The organism is Bradyrhizobium sp. 4 (genome assembly GCF_023100905.1).
Taxonomy (GTDB): Bacteria; Pseudomonadota; Alphaproteobacteria; order Rhizobiales; family Xanthobacteraceae; genus Bradyrhizobium.
The window spans coordinates 5,021,862-5,039,500 of the sequence record NZ_CP064686.1 but is presented as its reverse complement, the minus strand read 5'-3'; the positions used below and the strand labels follow the sequence as shown (position 1 = coordinate 5,039,500).

General features: G+C 64.2%; 17 protein-coding genes. 12 read left to right on the top strand and 5 right to left on the bottom strand.

Features of this window, described 5'->3' with window-relative positions; genetic code table 11:
* Nucleotides 1–21: 21 nt before the first annotated feature.
* Nucleotides 22–843: a DUF72 domain-containing protein gene (locus IVB45_RS23985; RefSeq protein ID WP_247287208.1), complete on the bottom strand. Its 822-nt coding sequence runs from the start codon at nucleotides 841–843 to the stop codon at nucleotides 22–24.
* 117 nt (nucleotides 844–960) lie between these two features.
* Between IVB45_RS23985 and IVB45_RS23980 the strand changes: the two genes are divergently transcribed.
* The 4 genes from IVB45_RS23980 to IVB45_RS23965 all read left to right on the top strand — a co-directional run bounded on the left by IVB45_RS23980 (nucleotide 961) and on the right by IVB45_RS23965 (nucleotide 4,582).
* Nucleotides 961–1,341, top strand: a complete 381-nt coding sequence (locus tag IVB45_RS23980) for a hypothetical protein (RefSeq protein ID WP_247362338.1) — start codon at nucleotides 961–963, stop codon at nucleotides 1,339–1,341.
* Nucleotides 1,342–1,429: 88 nt separating this feature from the next.
* Entirely contained in the window at nucleotides 1,430–1,633 is a 204-nt protein-coding gene (locus IVB45_RS23975) for a hypothetical protein (protein WP_027518781.1), read from the top strand.
* A 306-nt stretch (nucleotides 1,634–1,939) separates the two neighbouring features.
* Nucleotides 1,940–3,073, top strand: a complete 1,134-nt coding sequence (locus IVB45_RS23970; protein WP_247362336.1) for a glycosyltransferase family 2 protein — start codon at nucleotides 1,940–1,942, stop codon at nucleotides 3,071–3,073.
* A 6-nt stretch (nucleotides 3,074–3,079) separates the two neighbouring features.
* Nucleotides 3,080–4,582 (top strand): glycosyltransferase family 39 protein, encoded by a 1,503-nt coding sequence (locus IVB45_RS23965; RefSeq protein ID WP_247362333.1) that lies wholly within the window; start codon nucleotides 3,080–3,082, stop codon nucleotides 4,580–4,582.
* A 26-nt stretch (nucleotides 4,583–4,608) separates the two neighbouring features.
* On the opposite strand, the gene IVB45_RS23960 is transcribed toward IVB45_RS23965, so the two are convergent.
* Together IVB45_RS23960 and IVB45_RS23955 are read right to left on the bottom strand one after the other, a co-directional pair.
* Nucleotides 4,609–6,498, bottom strand: a complete 1,890-nt coding sequence (locus IVB45_RS23960; protein ID WP_247362330.1) for an adenylate/guanylate cyclase domain-containing protein — start codon at nucleotides 6,496–6,498, stop codon at nucleotides 4,609–4,611.
* A 76-nt stretch (nucleotides 6,499–6,574) separates the two neighbouring features.
* Nucleotides 6,575–7,099, bottom strand: coding sequence for a FecR domain-containing protein (locus IVB45_RS23955; RefSeq protein WP_247362328.1), 525 nt, complete (start codon nucleotides 7,097–7,099; stop codon nucleotides 6,575–6,577).
* Between the two features lie 655 nt (nucleotides 7,100–7,754).
* Here IVB45_RS23955 and IVB45_RS23950 point away from each other — a divergent pair.
* Nucleotides 7,755–8,828, top strand: a complete 1,074-nt coding sequence (locus tag IVB45_RS23950) for a DUF2778 domain-containing protein (RefSeq protein WP_247362326.1) — start codon at nucleotides 7,755–7,757, stop codon at nucleotides 8,826–8,828.
* A 73-nt stretch (nucleotides 8,829–8,901) separates the two neighbouring features.
* On the opposite strand, the gene IVB45_RS23945 is transcribed toward IVB45_RS23950, so the two are convergent.
* Both IVB45_RS23945 and IVB45_RS23940 read right to left on the bottom strand, forming a co-directional pair.
* On the bottom strand, nucleotides 8,902–9,726 hold the full coding sequence (locus IVB45_RS23945) for an SDR family oxidoreductase (RefSeq protein ID WP_247362324.1): 825 nt from the start codon (nucleotides 9,724–9,726) through the stop codon (nucleotides 8,902–8,904).
* A 22-nt stretch (nucleotides 9,727–9,748) separates the two neighbouring features.
* Nucleotides 9,749–10,582 carry a MurR/RpiR family transcriptional regulator gene (locus IVB45_RS23940; protein WP_247287203.1) on the bottom strand — a complete coding sequence of 278 codons (834 nt, stop codon included), beginning with the start codon at nucleotides 10,580–10,582 and terminating at the stop codon, nucleotides 9,749–9,751.
* 184 nt (nucleotides 10,583–10,766) lie between these two features.
* Between IVB45_RS23940 and IVB45_RS23935 the strand changes: the two genes are divergently transcribed.
* From IVB45_RS23935 to IVB45_RS23905, 7 genes are all read left to right on the top strand, one after another.
* On the top strand, nucleotides 10,767–12,011 hold the full coding sequence (locus IVB45_RS23935) for an ABC transporter substrate-binding protein (protein WP_063995819.1): 1,245 nt from the start codon (nucleotides 10,767–10,769) through the stop codon (nucleotides 12,009–12,011).
* A gap of 105 nt (nucleotides 12,012–12,116) precedes the next feature.
* Entirely contained in the window at nucleotides 12,117–13,037 is a 921-nt protein-coding gene (locus tag IVB45_RS23930) for a branched-chain amino acid ABC transporter permease (RefSeq protein ID WP_247362321.1), read from the top strand.
* A 4-nt stretch (nucleotides 13,038–13,041) separates the two neighbouring features.
* A complete protein-coding gene (locus IVB45_RS23925) occupies nucleotides 13,042–14,085 on the top strand; it encodes a branched-chain amino acid ABC transporter permease (protein ID WP_247287200.1) in 1,044 nt (347 codons plus the stop codon).
* The gene (locus IVB45_RS23920; RefSeq protein WP_247362319.1) at nucleotides 14,082–14,825 is read left to right on the top strand and encodes an ABC transporter ATP-binding protein; all 744 of its coding nucleotides are present in this window, start codon (nucleotides 14,082–14,084) and stop codon (nucleotides 14,823–14,825) included. The genes IVB45_RS23925 and IVB45_RS23920 overlap by 4 nt, the downstream gene beginning before the upstream one ends.
* Nucleotides 14,822–15,523, top strand: a complete 702-nt coding sequence (locus IVB45_RS23915) for an ABC transporter ATP-binding protein (RefSeq protein WP_247362317.1) — start codon at nucleotides 14,822–14,824, stop codon at nucleotides 15,521–15,523. Before IVB45_RS23920 ends, IVB45_RS23915 begins: the two co-directional genes overlap by 4 nt.
* Nucleotides 15,524–16,183, top strand: a complete 660-nt coding sequence (locus IVB45_RS23910; RefSeq protein WP_247362315.1) for an ATP-binding cassette domain-containing protein — start codon at nucleotides 15,524–15,526, stop codon at nucleotides 16,181–16,183.
* Between the two features lie 12 nt (nucleotides 16,184–16,195).
* Entirely contained in the window at nucleotides 16,196–17,632 is a 1,437-nt protein-coding gene (locus IVB45_RS23905; RefSeq protein ID WP_247362312.1) for an NAD-dependent succinate-semialdehyde dehydrogenase, read from the top strand.
* Nucleotides 17,633–17,639 lie beyond the last annotated feature (7 nt).

Below are 17,639 nucleotides of genomic sequence, written 5' to 3'. Positions count from 1 at the left end.
AGACACCTTTAGCGAAACACGTCAGCTCACCCGCGCGATCAGCTCCATGGCGCCGGCCGGCGCGCGCACCTTGCCCTCGTGGATGACATAGGCGAACACGTCGCGCGGCTCCTTCTTCGGCTTGGCCTTGTCGACCTTCGGCAGGTCGTCGGGTTCACTTCCCTCGGCCCAGTGCTGAAAGCGCTTTGCCCAGGCATCGAGCTGCTTCGGCGGATAGCATGTCTTGATCTCGTCATTGCCCTTCTGCAGCCGGGCATAGACGAAATCGCCGGCGACGTCGGCGATCGCGGGATATTTGCCGTGCTCGGCGAAGACGACGGGCGTCTCGAATTCGCGGATCAGCGCGACGAAGTCCGGCGCGCAGAAACTGTCGTGACGGACCTCGACGACGTGGCGCAGGGCGCGTCCGTCGAGCTTGCGCGGCAACAGCTCGAGGAATTTGCCGAAATCGGCGCCGTCGAATTTTTTGGTCGGCGCGAACTGCCACAGCACCGGCCCAAGATGATCGCCGAGTTCCAGCACGCCGGAATCATAGAAACGTTTGATGGAATCCCCAGCCTCGGCCAGCACGCGCCGGTTGGTGGCGAAGCGCGGCCCCTTGACCGAGAACACGAAACCATCAGGCACCTCGCTCGCCCATTTGCGAAAGCTCTCCGGTTTCTGCGAGCCGTAATAGGTGCCGTTGATCTCGATCGAGGTCAGTTTCGAGGCGGCGTAGGACAGCTCCTTGGCTTGCGTCAGCTTCTCCGGATAGAACACGCCGCGCCAAGGCTCGAAGGTCCAGCCGCCGATGCCGATAAAGATGTTGCCTGATTTTTTAGACGCGGTTTTTGCTTTGGCCACGGGAGGATCTCGGATGACGGGAGGAGGGGCCTCCATCCTAATCAAACGAGTTGTGATTGGCCAGTTGCGACGTCCCGTCTAAGCTCGCGACGGGATCTGCGAAAAAAGGAGAACAAGATGCGGATGCTGATGGTGGGAGCGGCGCTCGTTATGATGACATCTGCTGCCATGATATCTTCAGTTATGGCCGACGATGACGATGCCAAGGGTGCGCAGAAGCTCGCCATGCAGGGCCGCGACGATTATTGGCATTGCCTGGCGCGGGAATATTCGCGCGACGGCAATCAGGGCCTGTCGGAACAGGATTTTGGCCGCTCCGTCGCCGGAGCCTGTCCGTCGGAGCGACAATACTACCGGGTGGCACTGCTCGATTATCTCACCACGCAATATCCCGAAATTGATGCCGGCGCGCATCTCGCGACCGCGAACAGGGCGGTGGAGGCGGCGCAAAAGGACATCGTGACGGCCTTCGTCAAGCACAAGCCGCCGCAGAAATAGCCCATGGACCGGTGCCTCCGGCAAGCCCTTCCGGCGGCGCGCTCATCCATGGTATTATTGAGCGCATCTGGAACAGGGATGAGTTTCCATGTCGTCTGAGTCGGTGGGGGGCATTTTGGGCGCGATCGTCGCGGCGATCGTGCTTGCGGTGGCCGTCGTCTTCGGGCCGATCGGCCAATACGGCAAGCCGCCCAGGCCCGCGAAAGTCGACCCGGCCGCCGTTACGGCGCCGGCGGCCCCTGCCGCGCCCGTGCCGCGAGGGCCGGTGATCAAGGAAGTCCCGAACCAATAAGGGCGTGAAAAGGGTCTCTTTCGCCCCTTGTAAAGCGGCGTTGCCGTTCCCATTTAGCTTATAACGGCGACGTTGAGCGAAAAACTCCGGCGCTGGAACGACCTTGGAATAGCACAGGCTGCGCCGGATGTACGCGCGGCCCGCCGTTCCGGGGTCGTTGGCATTTTTGGGCCCCTTTTGGGCCGCTCCCCAGAGAAACCCCGGCTTGCGAGCGCAAGTTCTTGGCAGCACAAGTTCTTGGCAGCACAAGTTCTTGGCAGCACAAGTTCTTGGCAGCACGGGACGCGGCGGATATACGCTGCCGTCATGAATGAAGCGATCAGACCGGGCTCCGACACCCAAAAGGCGGCTTCGCCGGCGCCGGAATTGTCGGTCGTCGTCCCGACCTTCAACGAACGCGACAATGTCGCGGTGCTTTACCGGCGGCTGGAGGCCGCGCTGGCCGGCATCGCCTGGGAAGTCGTGTTCGTCGACGACAATTCGCCTGATGGCACCTGGGACGTCGTGCGCGCGCTGGCCCAGCGCGACAGCCGCGTGCGCTGTGTCCGCCGCATCGGCCGCCGCGGCCTGTCGGGGGCCTGCATCGAGGGCATCCTGGCCTCCAGCGCGCCCTATGCGGCCGTAATCGACGCCGATCTTCAACACGACGAGACGCAGCTGCCGAAGATGCTGTCGCTGCTCGCGAGCGGGCAGGCCGAGCTCGTGGTCGGCAGCCGCTACATCGAGGGCTACAAGAGCGAAGGCTTCAACAAGCAGCGCGCCGGCGCCAGCGCGCTGGCAACGGAACTCGCCAGGAAAGCGCTGCGGGTCGAGATCGCCGATCCCATGAGCGGCTTCTTCATGGTTCGCCGCGACCGCTTCGAGCAGCTGGCGCCGAAACTTTCCGTGCACGGCTTCAAGATCCTGCTCGACCTCGTCGCAAGCGCTAACGGCAGCTTGCGCGCCATCGAAATTCCCTACACGTTCGGTGAGCGCCAGCACGGCGAAAGCAAGCTCGATTCCATGGTCGCGCTGGATTTTCTCGGCCTGGTGCTGGCAAAGTTCACCAACGACGCTGTCTCCTTGCGCTTCCTGCTGTTCGCGATGGTCGGCGGGATCGGCCTCGTGGTGCATCTCACGACCCTGTTCATATCGCTCGAACTATTCAAGGAGCCGTTCGCGGAAGCGCAGGCCTCCGGCGCCATCGTCGCGATGACCAGCAATTTCGTCCTCAACAACTTCCTCACCTATCGCGACCAGCGGCTGAAGGGCTTTGCGCTGCTGCGCGGCCTGATCGCGTTCTACATCGTGTGCAGCGTCGGCCTGCTCGCCAATGTCGGCGTCGCCTTCTCGGTCTACGACCAGGAGCCGATCTGGTGGCTTGCGGGTGCGGCCGGGGCGCTGATGGGCGTGGTGTGGAACTACGCGATGTCCGGACTGTTCGTCTGGCGCAAGAAATAGCTCACGATGGGCGGGGCTGACGCGCGGATCGTCCGCAATACGGCGCTGGTGATCCTTGCGCTGGTCGGCATGCGGCTCGTCGCAGCCGCGTTCACGCCGATCACCTTCGACGAAGCCTACTACTGGATGTGGTCGAAGAACCTCGCCGGAGGGTACTACGACCACCCGCCGATGGTTGCCTACGTCATCCGCGCCGGCACCCTGATCGCCGGCGACACCGAACTCGGCGTCCGCCTGGTCTCGATCCTGCTCGCGCTGCCGATGAGCTACGCGATCTATCGCTCCGCCGCGATCCTGTTCGGCGGCGCGCGGGTGGCGGCGACCAGCGCCATCCTGCTCAACGTGACGCTGCTGGCCTCGGTCGGCACGCTGATCGTCACGCCCGATGCGCCACTTCTGGTTGCCTCCAGCTTCGTGCTGTTCTTTCTCGCCAAAGTGCTGGAGAGCGGCCGCGGCGTCTGGTGGCTCGCGGTCGGCGCAGCCGTCGGCGCGGCGCTCCTGTCGAAATACACCGCGATGTTCTTTGGGCTGGCGATCCTGATCTGGATCGCGGCCGTGCCGAAACTGCGGCACTGGTTTCTCTCGCCCTGGCCGTATCTCGGCGGTTTCGTTGCGCTCGCGCTGTTCTCGCCGGTGATCCTCTGGAATGCCGATCATCAATGGGTCTCGTTCGCAAAGCAGCTCGGGCGCGCCAGGATCGAGGATTTTCGTCCGGTCTTCATTGCCGAGCTGATCCCGACCCAGATCGCGTTCGCAACCCCGCTGGTGTTCATCCTCGGCGCGATGGGGCTGCACGCGCTGACCTGGCGTCGGGCCGGCGCGCTGGCCTCGCGCGTGCTGATCGAGACGATGTTCTGGACCATCGTTGCCTATTTCGTCTGGCATTCGCTGCATGCCCGCGTCGAGGCCAACTGGTTCGCGCCGGTCTATCCGCCTTTCGTCATCGCGGCGGCCGCCGCCGCCAATCTCGTGCAGTGGAAGCCCCGCCAGCGCCGCTTGGTGGATTTTTGCCTGCGCTGGGCCGCACCGACCGGCATCGCGATGTTTGCCGCGTTGATCGTGCAGGCCAATACCGGCTGGCTGTCCGGCTATCGCCGCGATGCGACCGTGCGCAGCGTCGGCGTCGGCTGGCGCGAGCTCGCTGCCGAAATCGAAGCGGTGCGCGCCCGCAATGGTGCGACCTGCGTACTTGCCCCGGACTACGGCACGACGGGCTGGCTCGCCTTCTATCTGCCGCGCGGCAGCTGCGTGGCGCAGCAGAACCAGCGCATCCGCTGGGCCAACATGCCCGAGCCGGATCCAAAGCTGCTTGCGGGCAAGCTGATCTATGTCGACGAGCTGCGAGCTGACGGCCATCCGGCGGTCCACGACCTCTTTGCCAAGGTGACGCAGGTCGCGCAATTGCAGCGCAAGCGCGGCCCGCTCGTGATCGAGACTTACAGCATCGATCTGCTCGAAGGCGCCAAGGGCGACGTGCTGGATCGCTCGCCGCCGCCGGAAGCGCGGTAGCTCTTCGTCGGGATGATGGCGAAGGTTCAGTCGATCATCTCGGCCTTGGTCGCGGCCTGGTTCGGCCTGTCCTGGTCGCGCCAGAACCAGACGGTCACGACGCCGGAGCGGCCGCGGACCTGCGTGAGCAGGGGGCCCGACAGAACGCCGTTGGGAGCGCCCTGGAAGTCGGCCGCATCCAGCAGCGTATCGCTGAGCGCGAGCCGCGCGCCGTTCTGGGCGGCAACCTCCATCAACCGGCTCGCGACGTTGACGGTGTCGCCCGTCGCCGTGATGTGCTGATGGCTCTCGCCGAGGCGCGAGGCGACGATCGGGCCGAAATGCGCGCCGATCTTGAAGCCGAGCTGGTGCCCGATCGCAGACGGCAGTGACGCGATCCAGCGTTCGACGCCGCGATGCAAGTCGATCGCGCATTTCAGTGCGCGTGCGGCGTCGTCGGGCATTGCGCCGGGCAGGCCGAACAGGATCATGGCGCCGTCGCCGAGAAAGCCGCTGATCATGCCACCGCTATCGACCGCGGTCTTCTCGATCAGCGCGTGAAACGCCTTCAGAATGTCCTGGAGTTCGCCCGGATCGATCCGCTCGCTCAGCGCCGTGAAGCCGGAGAGATCGATGAAGACCATTGCTGCGTCCTGCCGGACGGGTGTCGACAGGAAATTCGGATCGCGCGCCAGCCACTCCTGCACGGCCGGCGCCTGGAATTGCGCGAGCGACCGGCTCTTGGCGGCGAAATATTGCGTGCGGCGGCCTCCCGCCCACAATTGCACGCCGGCAAAGATCGCAACCGGCGGCACTGCTGCGGCGAGCGTGGTCGCGGCGTTCAGCCAGACGCCATGTGTGAACGCGAACAAATTGAAGCCGGCCCAGGCGATCATCACCGCGGCCGCGGCGACGATGCCAAGCGCGCTGCGCCGCCAGGCGAGCAGACCCACCAGCAGCATCGGCAACAGGATCGCGATGAGCGCGTCGGCGATGTGGACCTTGCGGTCGCGCACGATGCTGTCGCCGGCGACGAGATGGGTGATCGCGGTGGAGACCACTTCGACGCCGGGCATCAGGGAATCGAACGGTGTTGGGTAAAAATCACCACCGCCGGCGACCGAGGCCCCGATCACGACGATCCGGTTCTCGATCGCCGCGCGACTTAACGTGCCGTCGAAGATGCTCTGTGCGCTGACGGTGCGGATGGTCCGGCGCGGGCCGTAATAGGTGATCGGTAGCGCGAAGTCGGTATCGGTGGGCACCGCGCGGTCGCCGAGCATCAGATGGTCCGGCGCGATCGTCAGCGACTTGTCGAGCGCGCGCGCCGCGACCCGCAACGGAAAGGACAGCTCGACCTTGTCGCTGGTCCGAAATAGCATCGGCACCGAGAGCGGTGAGCCAGACTGGCCGGTCGCAACATTGACGACGCCGACCTCGGCATGATCGGCGAACGCCGGCAAGGGCAGCAGGAAGCGCTCGGCCTGCGGCAGGGCGGCGAGGGGGCCTTGGCCGCTGGTCTCCACGGTCTCGCTGGCGGACGGGAAGATCGCCGCGGCGGCAAGAACGATGGGACCGGTAGCCAGCGTATTTGCCAGCGTGGCGTCGCCGATCGCAGCGCTGCGGTCGACCAGCAGCAGGTCGATCGCGACGACCTTCGGCTTGAACTGCACGATGGTGTCGACGACGCGGGCGAGATCGGCGCGCGGCAGCGGGTAGCTGCCGCCGCGCTTCACGACGGTGTCGTCGATCGCTACGATGGTGATGAGATCGGGCGGAACCCGCACGCCACGGACCTGCGTCCGCCAGTCCGTCAGCGTCGCCTCGAGGCGGTCGAGAAAGCGCAGATGACCGTTGGCGTGCCCGGCATAGATGCCCGCGCCCCACAGTGCGGTGAGGACGAGTGCCACCAGGATCTGAACGCGTCGGCTACTCATGTGGTCGTGTTGCAATTTCTCTATCGTCCAAATGCTGTTGGCCGAGCCCAGCTGACTCGAACTTATTGGCCTGGCCCTATTGACCAAGTCTTGCCATCAATGCGTCGACGCGCGGCTGGCCCCATGTCTTGACCGTCAATGGGCCTGTCGCTTCCACGTCGACGCCTTGGCCGCGGCCCAATACCACGCCGCGCCCGCCGCTCCTGCGGCTCACGCCGACACGGCCGTCAGCCACGAAGACGGAGGTCTTGGCCTCCGCCACATCGACCGCCCATTTCGTGCCGCGCACCGCGGCGATCGCCTGCGGCGTCAGGACCTTGAAGGGATTGCCGCCGGGCTTCTTGGGCACCTCGACCAGCAGCGCTTTGCTGCTCAACTCCACGGAGTCTATATGTCCGTCGCGGTTAGCGTCCTTAAGTTCAAATCTGGCACCGCTTTCGGCAACGATCGTGATGCCGTTGTCGCAGCGCCAGGTCTGCGTACCGGCAGCAGACGGCGCCGCCGTGCAGCCCACATTGGCAGCAGGCTGTGCAATCGCATGTCCGATCAACAGAAACGACCCCGTCAGAGCGAAAAACCCTGCGCGCACGAACTCTCTCATGCCAGCCTCCGTTTGCGTGCTCGGCACAGTTCAAGGCGATCTTGATACGGTACCGTATCACACGCAGAGGCTGCTGAAAAGTGCCGGTTGCCGTAGCTATTTTCTCGCTGCGGCCTTTTCCAGTGCGGTGCAATCAACTTTCGGTCAGGGCACCGGCTCGCGCGCGCGGTCTGTGATGTGGCTGCTGATAACCGCGCTGCGGCTACGGACGAGAGGGGGCTGTGCGCACCAGCCTCGCGCAACGTTTCCCCGTTATCTTCCGGGTATTGAAGACCACGAAAACGACTTGGTTGGATGGCCTTAGAGATGCGGCCGGAGACGGTTGCCGGCAACGCTAAATCCCGCCGAGAATCATAGTTAACAGACGCGCTTAAGTCCGTAATTCTGCGGGCTTTTTTCTCGAAATGGGACACCCGAACGGGTTGCCCCACATCCGCCCGAACTTAATCCGCATTTAACTAAAAGTGGCCTTAATGACGCTCCGACCCTCTGCGAGATGCTGTTCCCGGATCGTGACCAGCGGCGCTTCGAAGGGGGACTGAGTGACACCGTTCTGGACGCAAGGCGAATGAGTACGAGTATCGCTGCGCAAGGCATCGCGGCACGAAAGTCCAAAGGATTCTCGAGCACTTCTTATCGGAAGCCTTCCCGGAAAATGACCACGCAAAACGTGCTTGGCGCCGCCGTAATCGGCTGCGTCGTGCTTGGCGCCGGCTGGACCATCTACAGCAACATCTTTGCCGCGAGCGTATATCCGACCGTTGGCAGCAACGGCTACGACGAGCCCGTGATCAAGCGGGCGCCCAGGGTCGCGTTGCGCGAGGCCGGGGAGGCCGTCAAGGACGCCTTTGCGCTCTTGCCCGACCGCTTGCAGGTCGCAGCGCCGATCTCGCGCGAGATGTTCAACGATCGCTTTGCCGCGGCTGCGACCCAAGGCGTGACATCGAATGCGGCCAGCGCCGCGCCCGCAACCAAGGTCGCCGAAGCCAAGGACGCGCCGAAGCCGAGCGTGATCGCGAGGGTCGCGGAAGTCCTGAAGCCGGGTCCGGCCAAGATCGCTGACGCTGCGAAGTCCAAGCGCGGCGCTGACGCGCCGGTGCAGCTTGCCTCGGCAGATCCGGCCGAGATCGTGCCGGCGCCTGAGGCGAAGCCAAAATCGATTGCCGATCGCGCAAAGGCTGCGGTGATGTCGATCACCGGACCGCGCCAGTCGATGGTGGAAAAGCTCTGGGGCAAGCGCGAGCCGTCCGGTGGGCTGCTCGCCTATGCCTCGGCCGACGCCAGCGTGACCGCGTCCATCGCGCCGAGGGAGCAGAACCCCATGCTCGGCGGTTCGGCGCCCTATGAGCGTGACACCGCGGTCTACGACATCTCCGCTAAAACCGTTTACTTGCCCGACGGCACCAAGCTCGAGGCGCATTCCGGCCTCGGCTCCAACCTCGACGACCCACGCTCCTCGCGCGTCCGCATGCGCGGCGTGACGCCGCCGCACATCTACACGCTGAAGCCGCGCGAGGCACTGTTTCACGGCGTGCCTGCGCTGCGCCTGACCCCGATTGGCGGTGAGAGTGCGATCTACGGCCGCGACGGCCTGCTCGCGCACACCTTCATGCTCGGGCCCAACGGCGATTCCAACGGCTGCGTGTCGTTCAAGGATTATTACGCGTTCCTCGACGCCTACCGCAACAAAGGCATCCGCAAGCTCGCGGTGCTGGCGCGGGTGGACTAACTTCCGTCAATTCGAGATCACGCAAAAGGGCCGCTTGCAGCGGCCCTTTTCTGTTTCGCTTCGCGAGGGCGTTTTAGCCCGGCCAGCACTGCCCGCCGCCGTCGATCCGCAGCACCTGACCGGAAACGAAGGCGCCCATGGGCCCTGCGAAGAATTCGACCACGCGCGCGACCTCGTCGACGGTAGCGATCCGGTCGAGCGTGCCGGTCTCGACCATTCTGTCGGGGTCGACTGCGCGCGTTCCGAGGAAGCGGCCGGTGCGGGTATCTCCGGGCGCGATGCAGTTGACGGCGACATCGTAGGGGCGGAGCTGGTCGGCCAGGCATCGCGTGTAGTGGGTCACACCGGCCTTCGACACCGCATAGATCGAGCCCTGGGTACGTCCCTTGAAAGCGGCGACCGAGCCAAGCGTGACGATGCGGCCGCGTCGGCGCTCCATCATGCCGCGCGCGACCGCCTGGCATGTCAGGATGGTGGAGAGCAGATTGCGCTCCAGCACCGCGCGCACATCGACCTCCTTGATATTCACCGCATCGTTCGGATCGGGCTTGCCGCCGCCGGCCGCGATATCGCCGCCGGCATTGTGCACGAGAATGTCGATCGGGCCGAGTGCCGCTTCGGTCTCCGCGATGACGCGTGCGATGTCCTCGCCCTTGGTGAGATCGCCGAGCACGCGCTGGCTGCGGACGCCGAATTCGCGGCCGATCTCGACGGCGACCGCGGTGAGGGTGGTGCCCTCGCCATACTCGGCCGGCCCGTTCTCACGCATGCCGTGGATGGCGACGTCAGCGCCAAGCGCGGCAAGCTTCTCTGCAAAAGCGCGGCCGAGCCCGCGTCCCGCGCCGGTCACCAGCGCAACTTTGCCTGCCAGAAGCTTGTTGGTGTCATGCGATGTCATGATCTTGTTCCTGTTGTGAATGTCAGTCTGCTGCGAGGTCGAGGCCGATCGCCAACGCCTGCACGAGGCACATCGGTGCGACAAGCGTACGCAGCGCGGGCTCAGGCATATCCTGGATCTCGAACACGACGCTCGCGCCCTCGACGATCGGGCTCAAAAGGCTGTCGGTGATGGAAATCGTGGGCACGCCCCGCGCGACGAGTTCAGGAAACAACCGCGCCGTATCCGGATAGTAATTTCGGAAGCTGATCGCGACCAGCGCGTCGTCTGATGTCGCCGCGTGCGACTGCTCGTGGATGCTGCCGCCAAGACCGTCGAGCAGGACGACGCGCCGTCCGAGCTTGCGCAGCACGTAGGCGAGGTGGATCGCAACCGGAAACGAGCCGCCCAGGCCGAGCAGATAGATGTCACGTGCCTTGGCAAGGATCGCGGTTGCGGCGTCGAGTTCGCGCGCATGGACGGATTGGCTGAGCGCGACCAGCGATGATTGCGCTTCGGACACGAAGCGCGACAATACCGCGGCCGGCTGGCGGCCGAGCACTGACTTCTCCTGGCTCTTCATGCGCGCGAGGCGCGCCTTGTAGCTTGGCGCGACGCCGGCAACGAGGCGTGAGCGGAACACCTGCTGCATCTCGGTGAAGCCGCCGAACCCGAGCGCATGCGCGAACCGAACGATCGCCGACGGCGGCACCCCTGAGCGCTGCGCCACCTCCGCCACGGTGCCGAGCGCGACATCGGTCGGGTGATCGAGCACGAACTCCGCGATCTGCTGCAGCCGGCCGGACAGCGCCCGGTGCCGCTGCGCAATCGCGCCGCGCAGTTCGTCATAACTCATGGCGCCAGCCGCCTTGTTCATCGAGTCGGATCTCCGGATCAGTCGCTTGTTTAACGGCATTTCATCGTTTGGATCAAATATTCTACTTTACATAACGGATGGAATGAATATTCTAATCTCACAAAAAAGCAAAAGACTTCGAAAACGGGAGGACACGATGAGAGGGCGTCAGATCTCACGGCGAAGCGTTCTGAAGGGCAGCTTGATGGCGAGTGTCATCGGCGGCACCGGCAGCTTCTTTGGGCCGTGGCGGCAGAATCATGCCTGGGCGCAAGGCGCGAAACCGATCAAGCTTGGCCTGACCTGCGATGCCAGCGGTCAATACGGCAACAGCGGCCAGGATGATTTCCGCGGCATCAAAATGGCGATCGACGAGATCAACGCCAAAGGTGGCGTACTCGGGCGCCAGGTCACGTTCATCACCGCGGACACCGAGACGACGCCAGCCACCGGCAGCCGCGTCGCCGAACGCTTCATCACCCGCGAGGACTGCACCATCCTGATCGGCGCGCTGCATTCGGGCGTCGCCAACGCCATCACGCAGGTCGCCAGCAAATACGGTGTGATCTACATGAACACCAATTCCTCGGCGCCGAGCGAAGCCGGGGAGAACTGCTCACGCGTGAAATTCGTCTGGGACGGCAACGGCACCAATTTTTCCAAGGCGTCGGTCAAGAATGCGGTGGACTCCATCGGCAAGAACTGGATGCTGCTGACCAACGACTATGTCTGGGGTCACACGACGTCTGCCGCGACAAGAACGCAGGTCGAGAGCGCTGGTGGCAAGATCCTCGACAATCTGCTGGTGCCGCAGAACACGCGCGACTTCACCGCCTATCTGCTGAAGATCCAGCAGGCCAAGCCCGACGTTGTGGCGACCGCGGTTGGCGGCGACGACATCAAGGCATTGCGCGAGCAGGTGGCGCAGCTCAAGCTCGACGGCAAGCCGGCCTGGATCAACAACCAGCAGGATTGGCCCGACGTGTGGGGTGCGCCCGACAGCCTGTTCGGCGTGTTCGGCACGACCTGGTATCACAAGCTGCCGCTGCCCGGCGTCGCCGAATTCGTCAAGAAGTGGCAGGCCGCCAACAAGGACGGCCCGATCCCGGTGCCAGGCAATGTCTCCTACAACGGCTACATGTCCACGCGCGAGCTGCTCCGCGCGATCGAGCGGGCTGGGTCGACCAACAACGTCAAGATCATCAAGGAGCTTGAGAACCTGAAGGTCTCGGCGACCGACCGCATGCAGCATTTCGACGCCTACATGGATCCGATGACGCACCAGATGCAGCAGACGATCTACCTGGCGCGACGCAACGCCAAGCCGGCCGACAATACCGATCTGTTCGAGATCATCAGCTGGACAGAGCCGAAATCCGCCGCTGACGATGCGGCGGCCGGCAAGTGCAAGCTCACGCCCTACGAGCAGGTGCCGACCGTCGACTCCTGAAGACGGCGCGTCACGTCGCAGAACGAGCGGCGCGCATCTCGCGCGCCGCGCACCGGGACCATCAGCGTCCCGGGTGACACATGCCAGTTGCGAGAGCCAAAAACCTTGTTCGACCTTCTTCCGCATCTCCTCAACGGCCTGACGCTCGGCCTGTTGTTCGCGCTGATCGCACTCGGCTTCATGCTCATCGTCGGGCTGATGGAGCAGATCAACCTCGCGCACGGATCCCTGTTCGCGCTCGGGGCTTATGTCGCCATGCAACTCACGGGGCCGCGCCCGCCATTGCCGACGGAACTTGCGAAACCGTGGCTCGCGCTGCCGCTCGGCTGGCGCTATGCCGCCACGTTGATCATCGCGCCCGTGATCGTGAGTCTGGTCGGCATGCTGATCGAGCTCTGCATGCGGCGGACTTACGGCAAGGATCCGCTGTACGGGCTCCTCTTGACCTTCGGCGCCGCGATGGTGATCGAGGAGATGATCCGCCTGGTCTGGGGCACGCGCGACTACGTGCTGCAGGTGCCGTCCGCCATCAATGGCGGCTTCCTGTTCGGCGACCTGATCTGGTCGACCTATCGCTTCTACGCAGCGGGTATCGCCGCCGGGGTTATCGGCCTGGTCTGGCTGTTGATCGAAAAGACCTCGTTCGGCGCGACGGTCAAGGCCGGCGCTCATGACAGCGAGATCGTTCGCGCGCTCGGGATCAACCTGTCCCGATTGCGGCTCGTGGTGTTCGTGTTCGGCACGATGCTGGCCGCGATCGCGGGCATCATCGTCGCACCGATCTGGGGCATTCGCCCGCATATGGGCGTCGATGCCGTCATTCCTGCGTTCCTGGTGATCGTGCTCGGTGGCGTCGGTAGTTTTTGGGGTGCGGTCGTGGCGGGTCTTTTGGTCGGACTGTGTGTCGGCCTCGCCGGTGCCTACGCGTCCGAATGGTCGCTGTTGTCGATGTACATCTTGCTCGTTGCCGTCGTGACGTTCCGCGCGCGCGGCTTGTGGGGCAAGAAGAGCGTGCTCGAAGCCTAAAGGAATGATTGTGGAATCAAAATCTTCACCGGACGCCGCGCGCCTCGTGACGCCGACGATGCTGGTGCTCTGGCTCGTGCTTGCAACAGTGCCGCTCTGGATCACGCGGATCGGGCTCTATCCCTACCTCGGCATCGAAATCCTGATCTGGTCGCTCTACGCGCTCGCGTTCAACCTGGTGCTGGGCACCGCCGGACTTCCGTCGTTCGGTCATGGCGCCTATTTCGGCATCGGCGCTTATGCGTTCGGTCTCTGCCAGCTCGAAATCGTTGCAAATCTCTGGATATGTCTGATGGCCGCGGCCGCGGTCGCGGGCCTCGCCGGCGTGCTGGTGGCGCTGTTCATCTCGCACAGGCGCGGCATCTATTATGCCTTCATGACGATTGCCTTCGGCCAGATCTTCTGGACACTGGCGATCAAATCGCACCGGGTCACCGGCGGCGAAGACGGCCTACTCAAGATCAAACGGTTGCCAGCCGATTTCGGGCTGGTGTCTTTCGATCTCACCGACAATGTCGCGTTCTACTATTTCGTGCTCGCCGTCTTTGCGGTCGGCACCGCTGCATTGTGGCGGCTGGTGCACTCTCCCTATGGCCGCGTGGTCGCTGCGATCAGGCAGAGCGAAGTTCGTGCAAGCCATCTCGGCTATAATGTTTGGCTCTACAAGGTCGCGGTCTTTGCGCTGTCGGCCGCCGTATCGGGCTTTGCCGGCGGATTGTTCGCTATGGCTCAGCTCGCCGCATTCCCTGACGTCATGAGCCTGCATCAATCCGGCTACGTCGTGATGATGACGCTCGTCGGCGGTGGGCTTGTCAGCTTCTGGGGCCCGGTGATCGGCGTGTTTCTCTTCCTCACCGCCCGCGACGTGATCGGCGCGCTGACCAATGCCTGGATGCTCTATTTTGGTCTGCTTTTCATCGCGATCGTGCTGTTCCGCCCCGAAGGCATTGCCGGCGCGATCTCCGCTGCCGTGCAGCAGCACTCTCTCGGCGCCTTACGGCAGCGCGGTACCTCGGCGATGCGGCTGCTGTTCGGGAGCGGGCGATGAACATGATCGAAGCCGCGGCCGTTCATGTCCGCTTCGGCGATCGCGTCGTGCTGGAGAGCGTCGATCTCGCGGTCGCGGAGGGCGAGTTTCACGGTGTGATGGGTCCGAACGGCGCCGGCAAGACCACATTCTTCAATGTCCTCACCGGCCGAGTGAAGCCGAACCGGGGCCGAGTCCTGCTCGGCGGCGAGGATGTCACGGGCCTCAGCCCGCACCGCATCGCCGCCAAGGGCATCGCCCGCTCATTTCAGATCATGACGCTGTTCGACGAGTTCTCCGCGCGTGACAACGTCATGATGGGATTGCCCGAGTTTCGCGCCCGTGGCCACGACGTCGCGCGCGCAGCGGCAGGCGACAGCCGGTTTGCGGCGAAGTCTACCGAAGCGCTCGCAGCGGTCGGGCTTGCCGACAAGGGCGGCATCCGAGCGAAGGACCTGTCCTATGGCGACCGGCGCGCGCTGGAGATCGCGGTCGCCCTGGCGCAGGCGCCCCGCGTGCTGTGCCTGGACGAGCCGACCTCCGGTCTCGGCTCCGATGGGGTGCAACGGCTCGCAACCCTGATTGCTCGCCTGAAGGGGCGGCTGACCATCGTCGCCATCGAGCACGATATGGAGTTCCTGTTCTCGTTGGCTGACCGCATCTCGGTCATCCATTGGGGCCAGGTGGTGGCGCGCGGAACGCCACACGAACTGCAGCAGAACGAATGGGTGCGGCGCTCCAATCTCGGGAAGTTCGCATGATCCTCGAAGTGGACGCGGTCGATACCTTCTACGGCGAGACCCAGGCGCTGTTCGGCGCCTCGCTCGCGATCGAGCACGCCAAGGTATTTGCGCTGCTCGGCCCCAACGGCGCCGGCAAGACGACAATGCTCCGCTCGATTCTCGGGCTGACGCGTCCACGCCGCGGCTCCGTTTGTTTCGACGGTCACGATGTCACGCGCGATCCAACCCACGAGATTGCGCGCGCCGGCATCGCCTGGGTGCCCGACGACCGCCGGCTGTGCCCGACATTGACGGTCGCACGCAACCTGTCGATCGCGCAAAAGCGCACACGCTTTCGCCACTGGAGCCTCAGGGAGGCCGCTGCGATCTTCTCACCGCTCGAATATCTCATGGAGCGCGACTGCGAAAACCTGTCGGGCGGCGAAATGCAGATGGTGGCGATCGCCCGCGCGCTGGTCGGCTCGCCGGGACTGGTGCTGTTCGACGAGCCGAGCCAGGGATTGGCGCCGAAAATCGTCGGCGACGTGCTTGCGACGATCCTGCGCATGAAGGACGAGGGTATTGCCTCGCTGGTCGTGGAGCAGAACGCCGAGATCGCGCTCTCGGTCGCGGACCATGCCGCGGTGATCGATCGCGGCCGGATCGTCTGGACCGGGGAGGCCGCGGCCTTGCGCGATGATCGCGGGCTTCGTCAGCGCCTGCTGGGAGTACAATAAGTGGCCGCACCGCTGCTCGTTCTCGACGACGTTCGCAAGATCTATACAAGGGGCCGCGTGATCCGCCGACCGACATTTACGCTACAGGCAAGCCTGTCGCTGGACGAACCTGACATCATCGGTGTCGTCGGCCCGAATGGGGCCGGCAAGACGACTTTGTTCGAGATGATGACGGGCTCGAATGCGCCGACCTCGGGGCGCGTGCTGGTCGCGGGCACCGATATCCATGGCGTCAAATATCGTGAGCGCGACCGGCTCGCGATCCACTATCACCAATCGTATCAGGTCAGGCGCTTTCGCAAGCGCATTCCGTCCGCCTTCCTGGGGCCGTCGCCGACCCCGACGCCGCTGGTGCACCTGTTCGACGAACCGCAGTTCAACCTGCAGGACGGTTATATCGGCTTTATGCTCGATTTCTTCCGCAAGCTGCGCGACGAGGGCCGGCTGGTCGTGCTCTGCATGCACCCGACGGCCGCCTGGCACCTCGAGATCCTCGCCGAGATCGCCGGACGATTCCTGTTCGTGGCCGGCGGCGGCGTAACACCCATGGCGAATTTCGGCGCGCTCGTCGCAGATCCGCGCTGTCGCGCTTATCTCGGGCCGGAAATGACAAGGGCGGCGGACGCGATTTGTCGCGGTGCCATTCACAGCTCGACCTAAAAGGAGAATCCATTGGCCTATTCGAACACGCAGCTTTTCATTGGCGGCAAATGGCGACCGGCCCATTCGGGCAAGGTGATCGAGGTGCGCAATCCCGCGACCGAAGAGGTGATCGGCACCGTCGCCCATGCCGGACGGTCCGACCTCGACGAGGCACTCGCCGCAGCCAGCGCCGGCTTCAGGATCTGGCGAAACATTGCCCCCTTCGAGCGTTGCCGCATCATGCGCAAGGCCGCCGCGATCATGCGCGAGCGCAATGACGAGATCGCGCCGCTGCTCACGATGGAGCAGGGCAAGACTCTCGGCGAGGCCAAAATGGAGGCGATGGCCGCCGCCGATGTGATCGAGTGGTTTGCGGAAGAAGCCAAGCGCGCCTATGGCCGGCTGATCCCCGCACGGGGGCCGGGCATCTACCAGCTCGCGATCAAGGAGCCGGTCGGCCCGGTCGCGGCGTTCACGCCCTGGAATTTTCCGATCAATCAGGTCGTGCGCAAGCTCTCCGCCGCACTCGGCGCCGGCTGCTCGATCATCGTCAAGGCCCCGGAGGAGACGCCGGCCTCGCCCGCACAACTGATCCGTGCATTTGCGGATGCCGGCGTGCCCGATGGCGTCATCAACCTGGTCTACGGCGTTCCTGCCGAGATCTCCGAATATCTCATTCCGCATCCGGTGATCCGCAAGATCTCGTTCACGGGCTCGACCCATGTCGGCAAGCAGCTCAATGCGCTCGCCGGCTTGCACATGAAGCGCGCCACCATGGAGCTCGGCGGTCATGCGCCGGCGATCGTTTTCAAGGACGCCGACGTCGCATCGGCGGCCAAGATTCTGGCGGCAGCAAAATATCGCAATGCCGGTCAGGTTTGCATCTCGCCGACGCGGATGCTGGTGCAGGATGACGTGTTCCGTGAATTCGTCGACACCTTTGTCGACAGCGCCAAGACATTCAAGGTCGGCAACGGCCTCGATCCCGACTCCAAAATGGGTTCGCTCGCCAACCCACGCCGCGTCACCGCCATCGAAGGTATGGTGCAGGATGCCGTCGGCAAAGGCGCAAAGCTCGAGACCGGCGGCAAACGCGTCGGCAACAAGGGGCATTTCTTCGAGCCGACCGTGGTGAGCGACGTGCCGAAAGATGCGCGCGCCATGAACGAGGAGCCGTTCGGCCCGCTCGCGCTGATTTCGCGCTTCTCATCCTTCGACGAGGTGGTCGAGGAGGCCAACCGGCTGCCTTTTGGGCTGGCGTCCTACGCCTTCACCAGCTCGGCCAAGACGGCGGCCGCGATCGGTTCGGCGATCGAAGCCGGCATGATGTCGATCAACAGTTTTGGTCTCGCGCTGCCCGAAGTGCCGTTCGGCGGCATCAAGGATTCCGGCTACGGCTCGGAAGGCGGCACGGAGGCGATGGAGGGCTATTTCAACACCAAGTTCATCAGTCAGACCGGCGTGTGAACGCTGG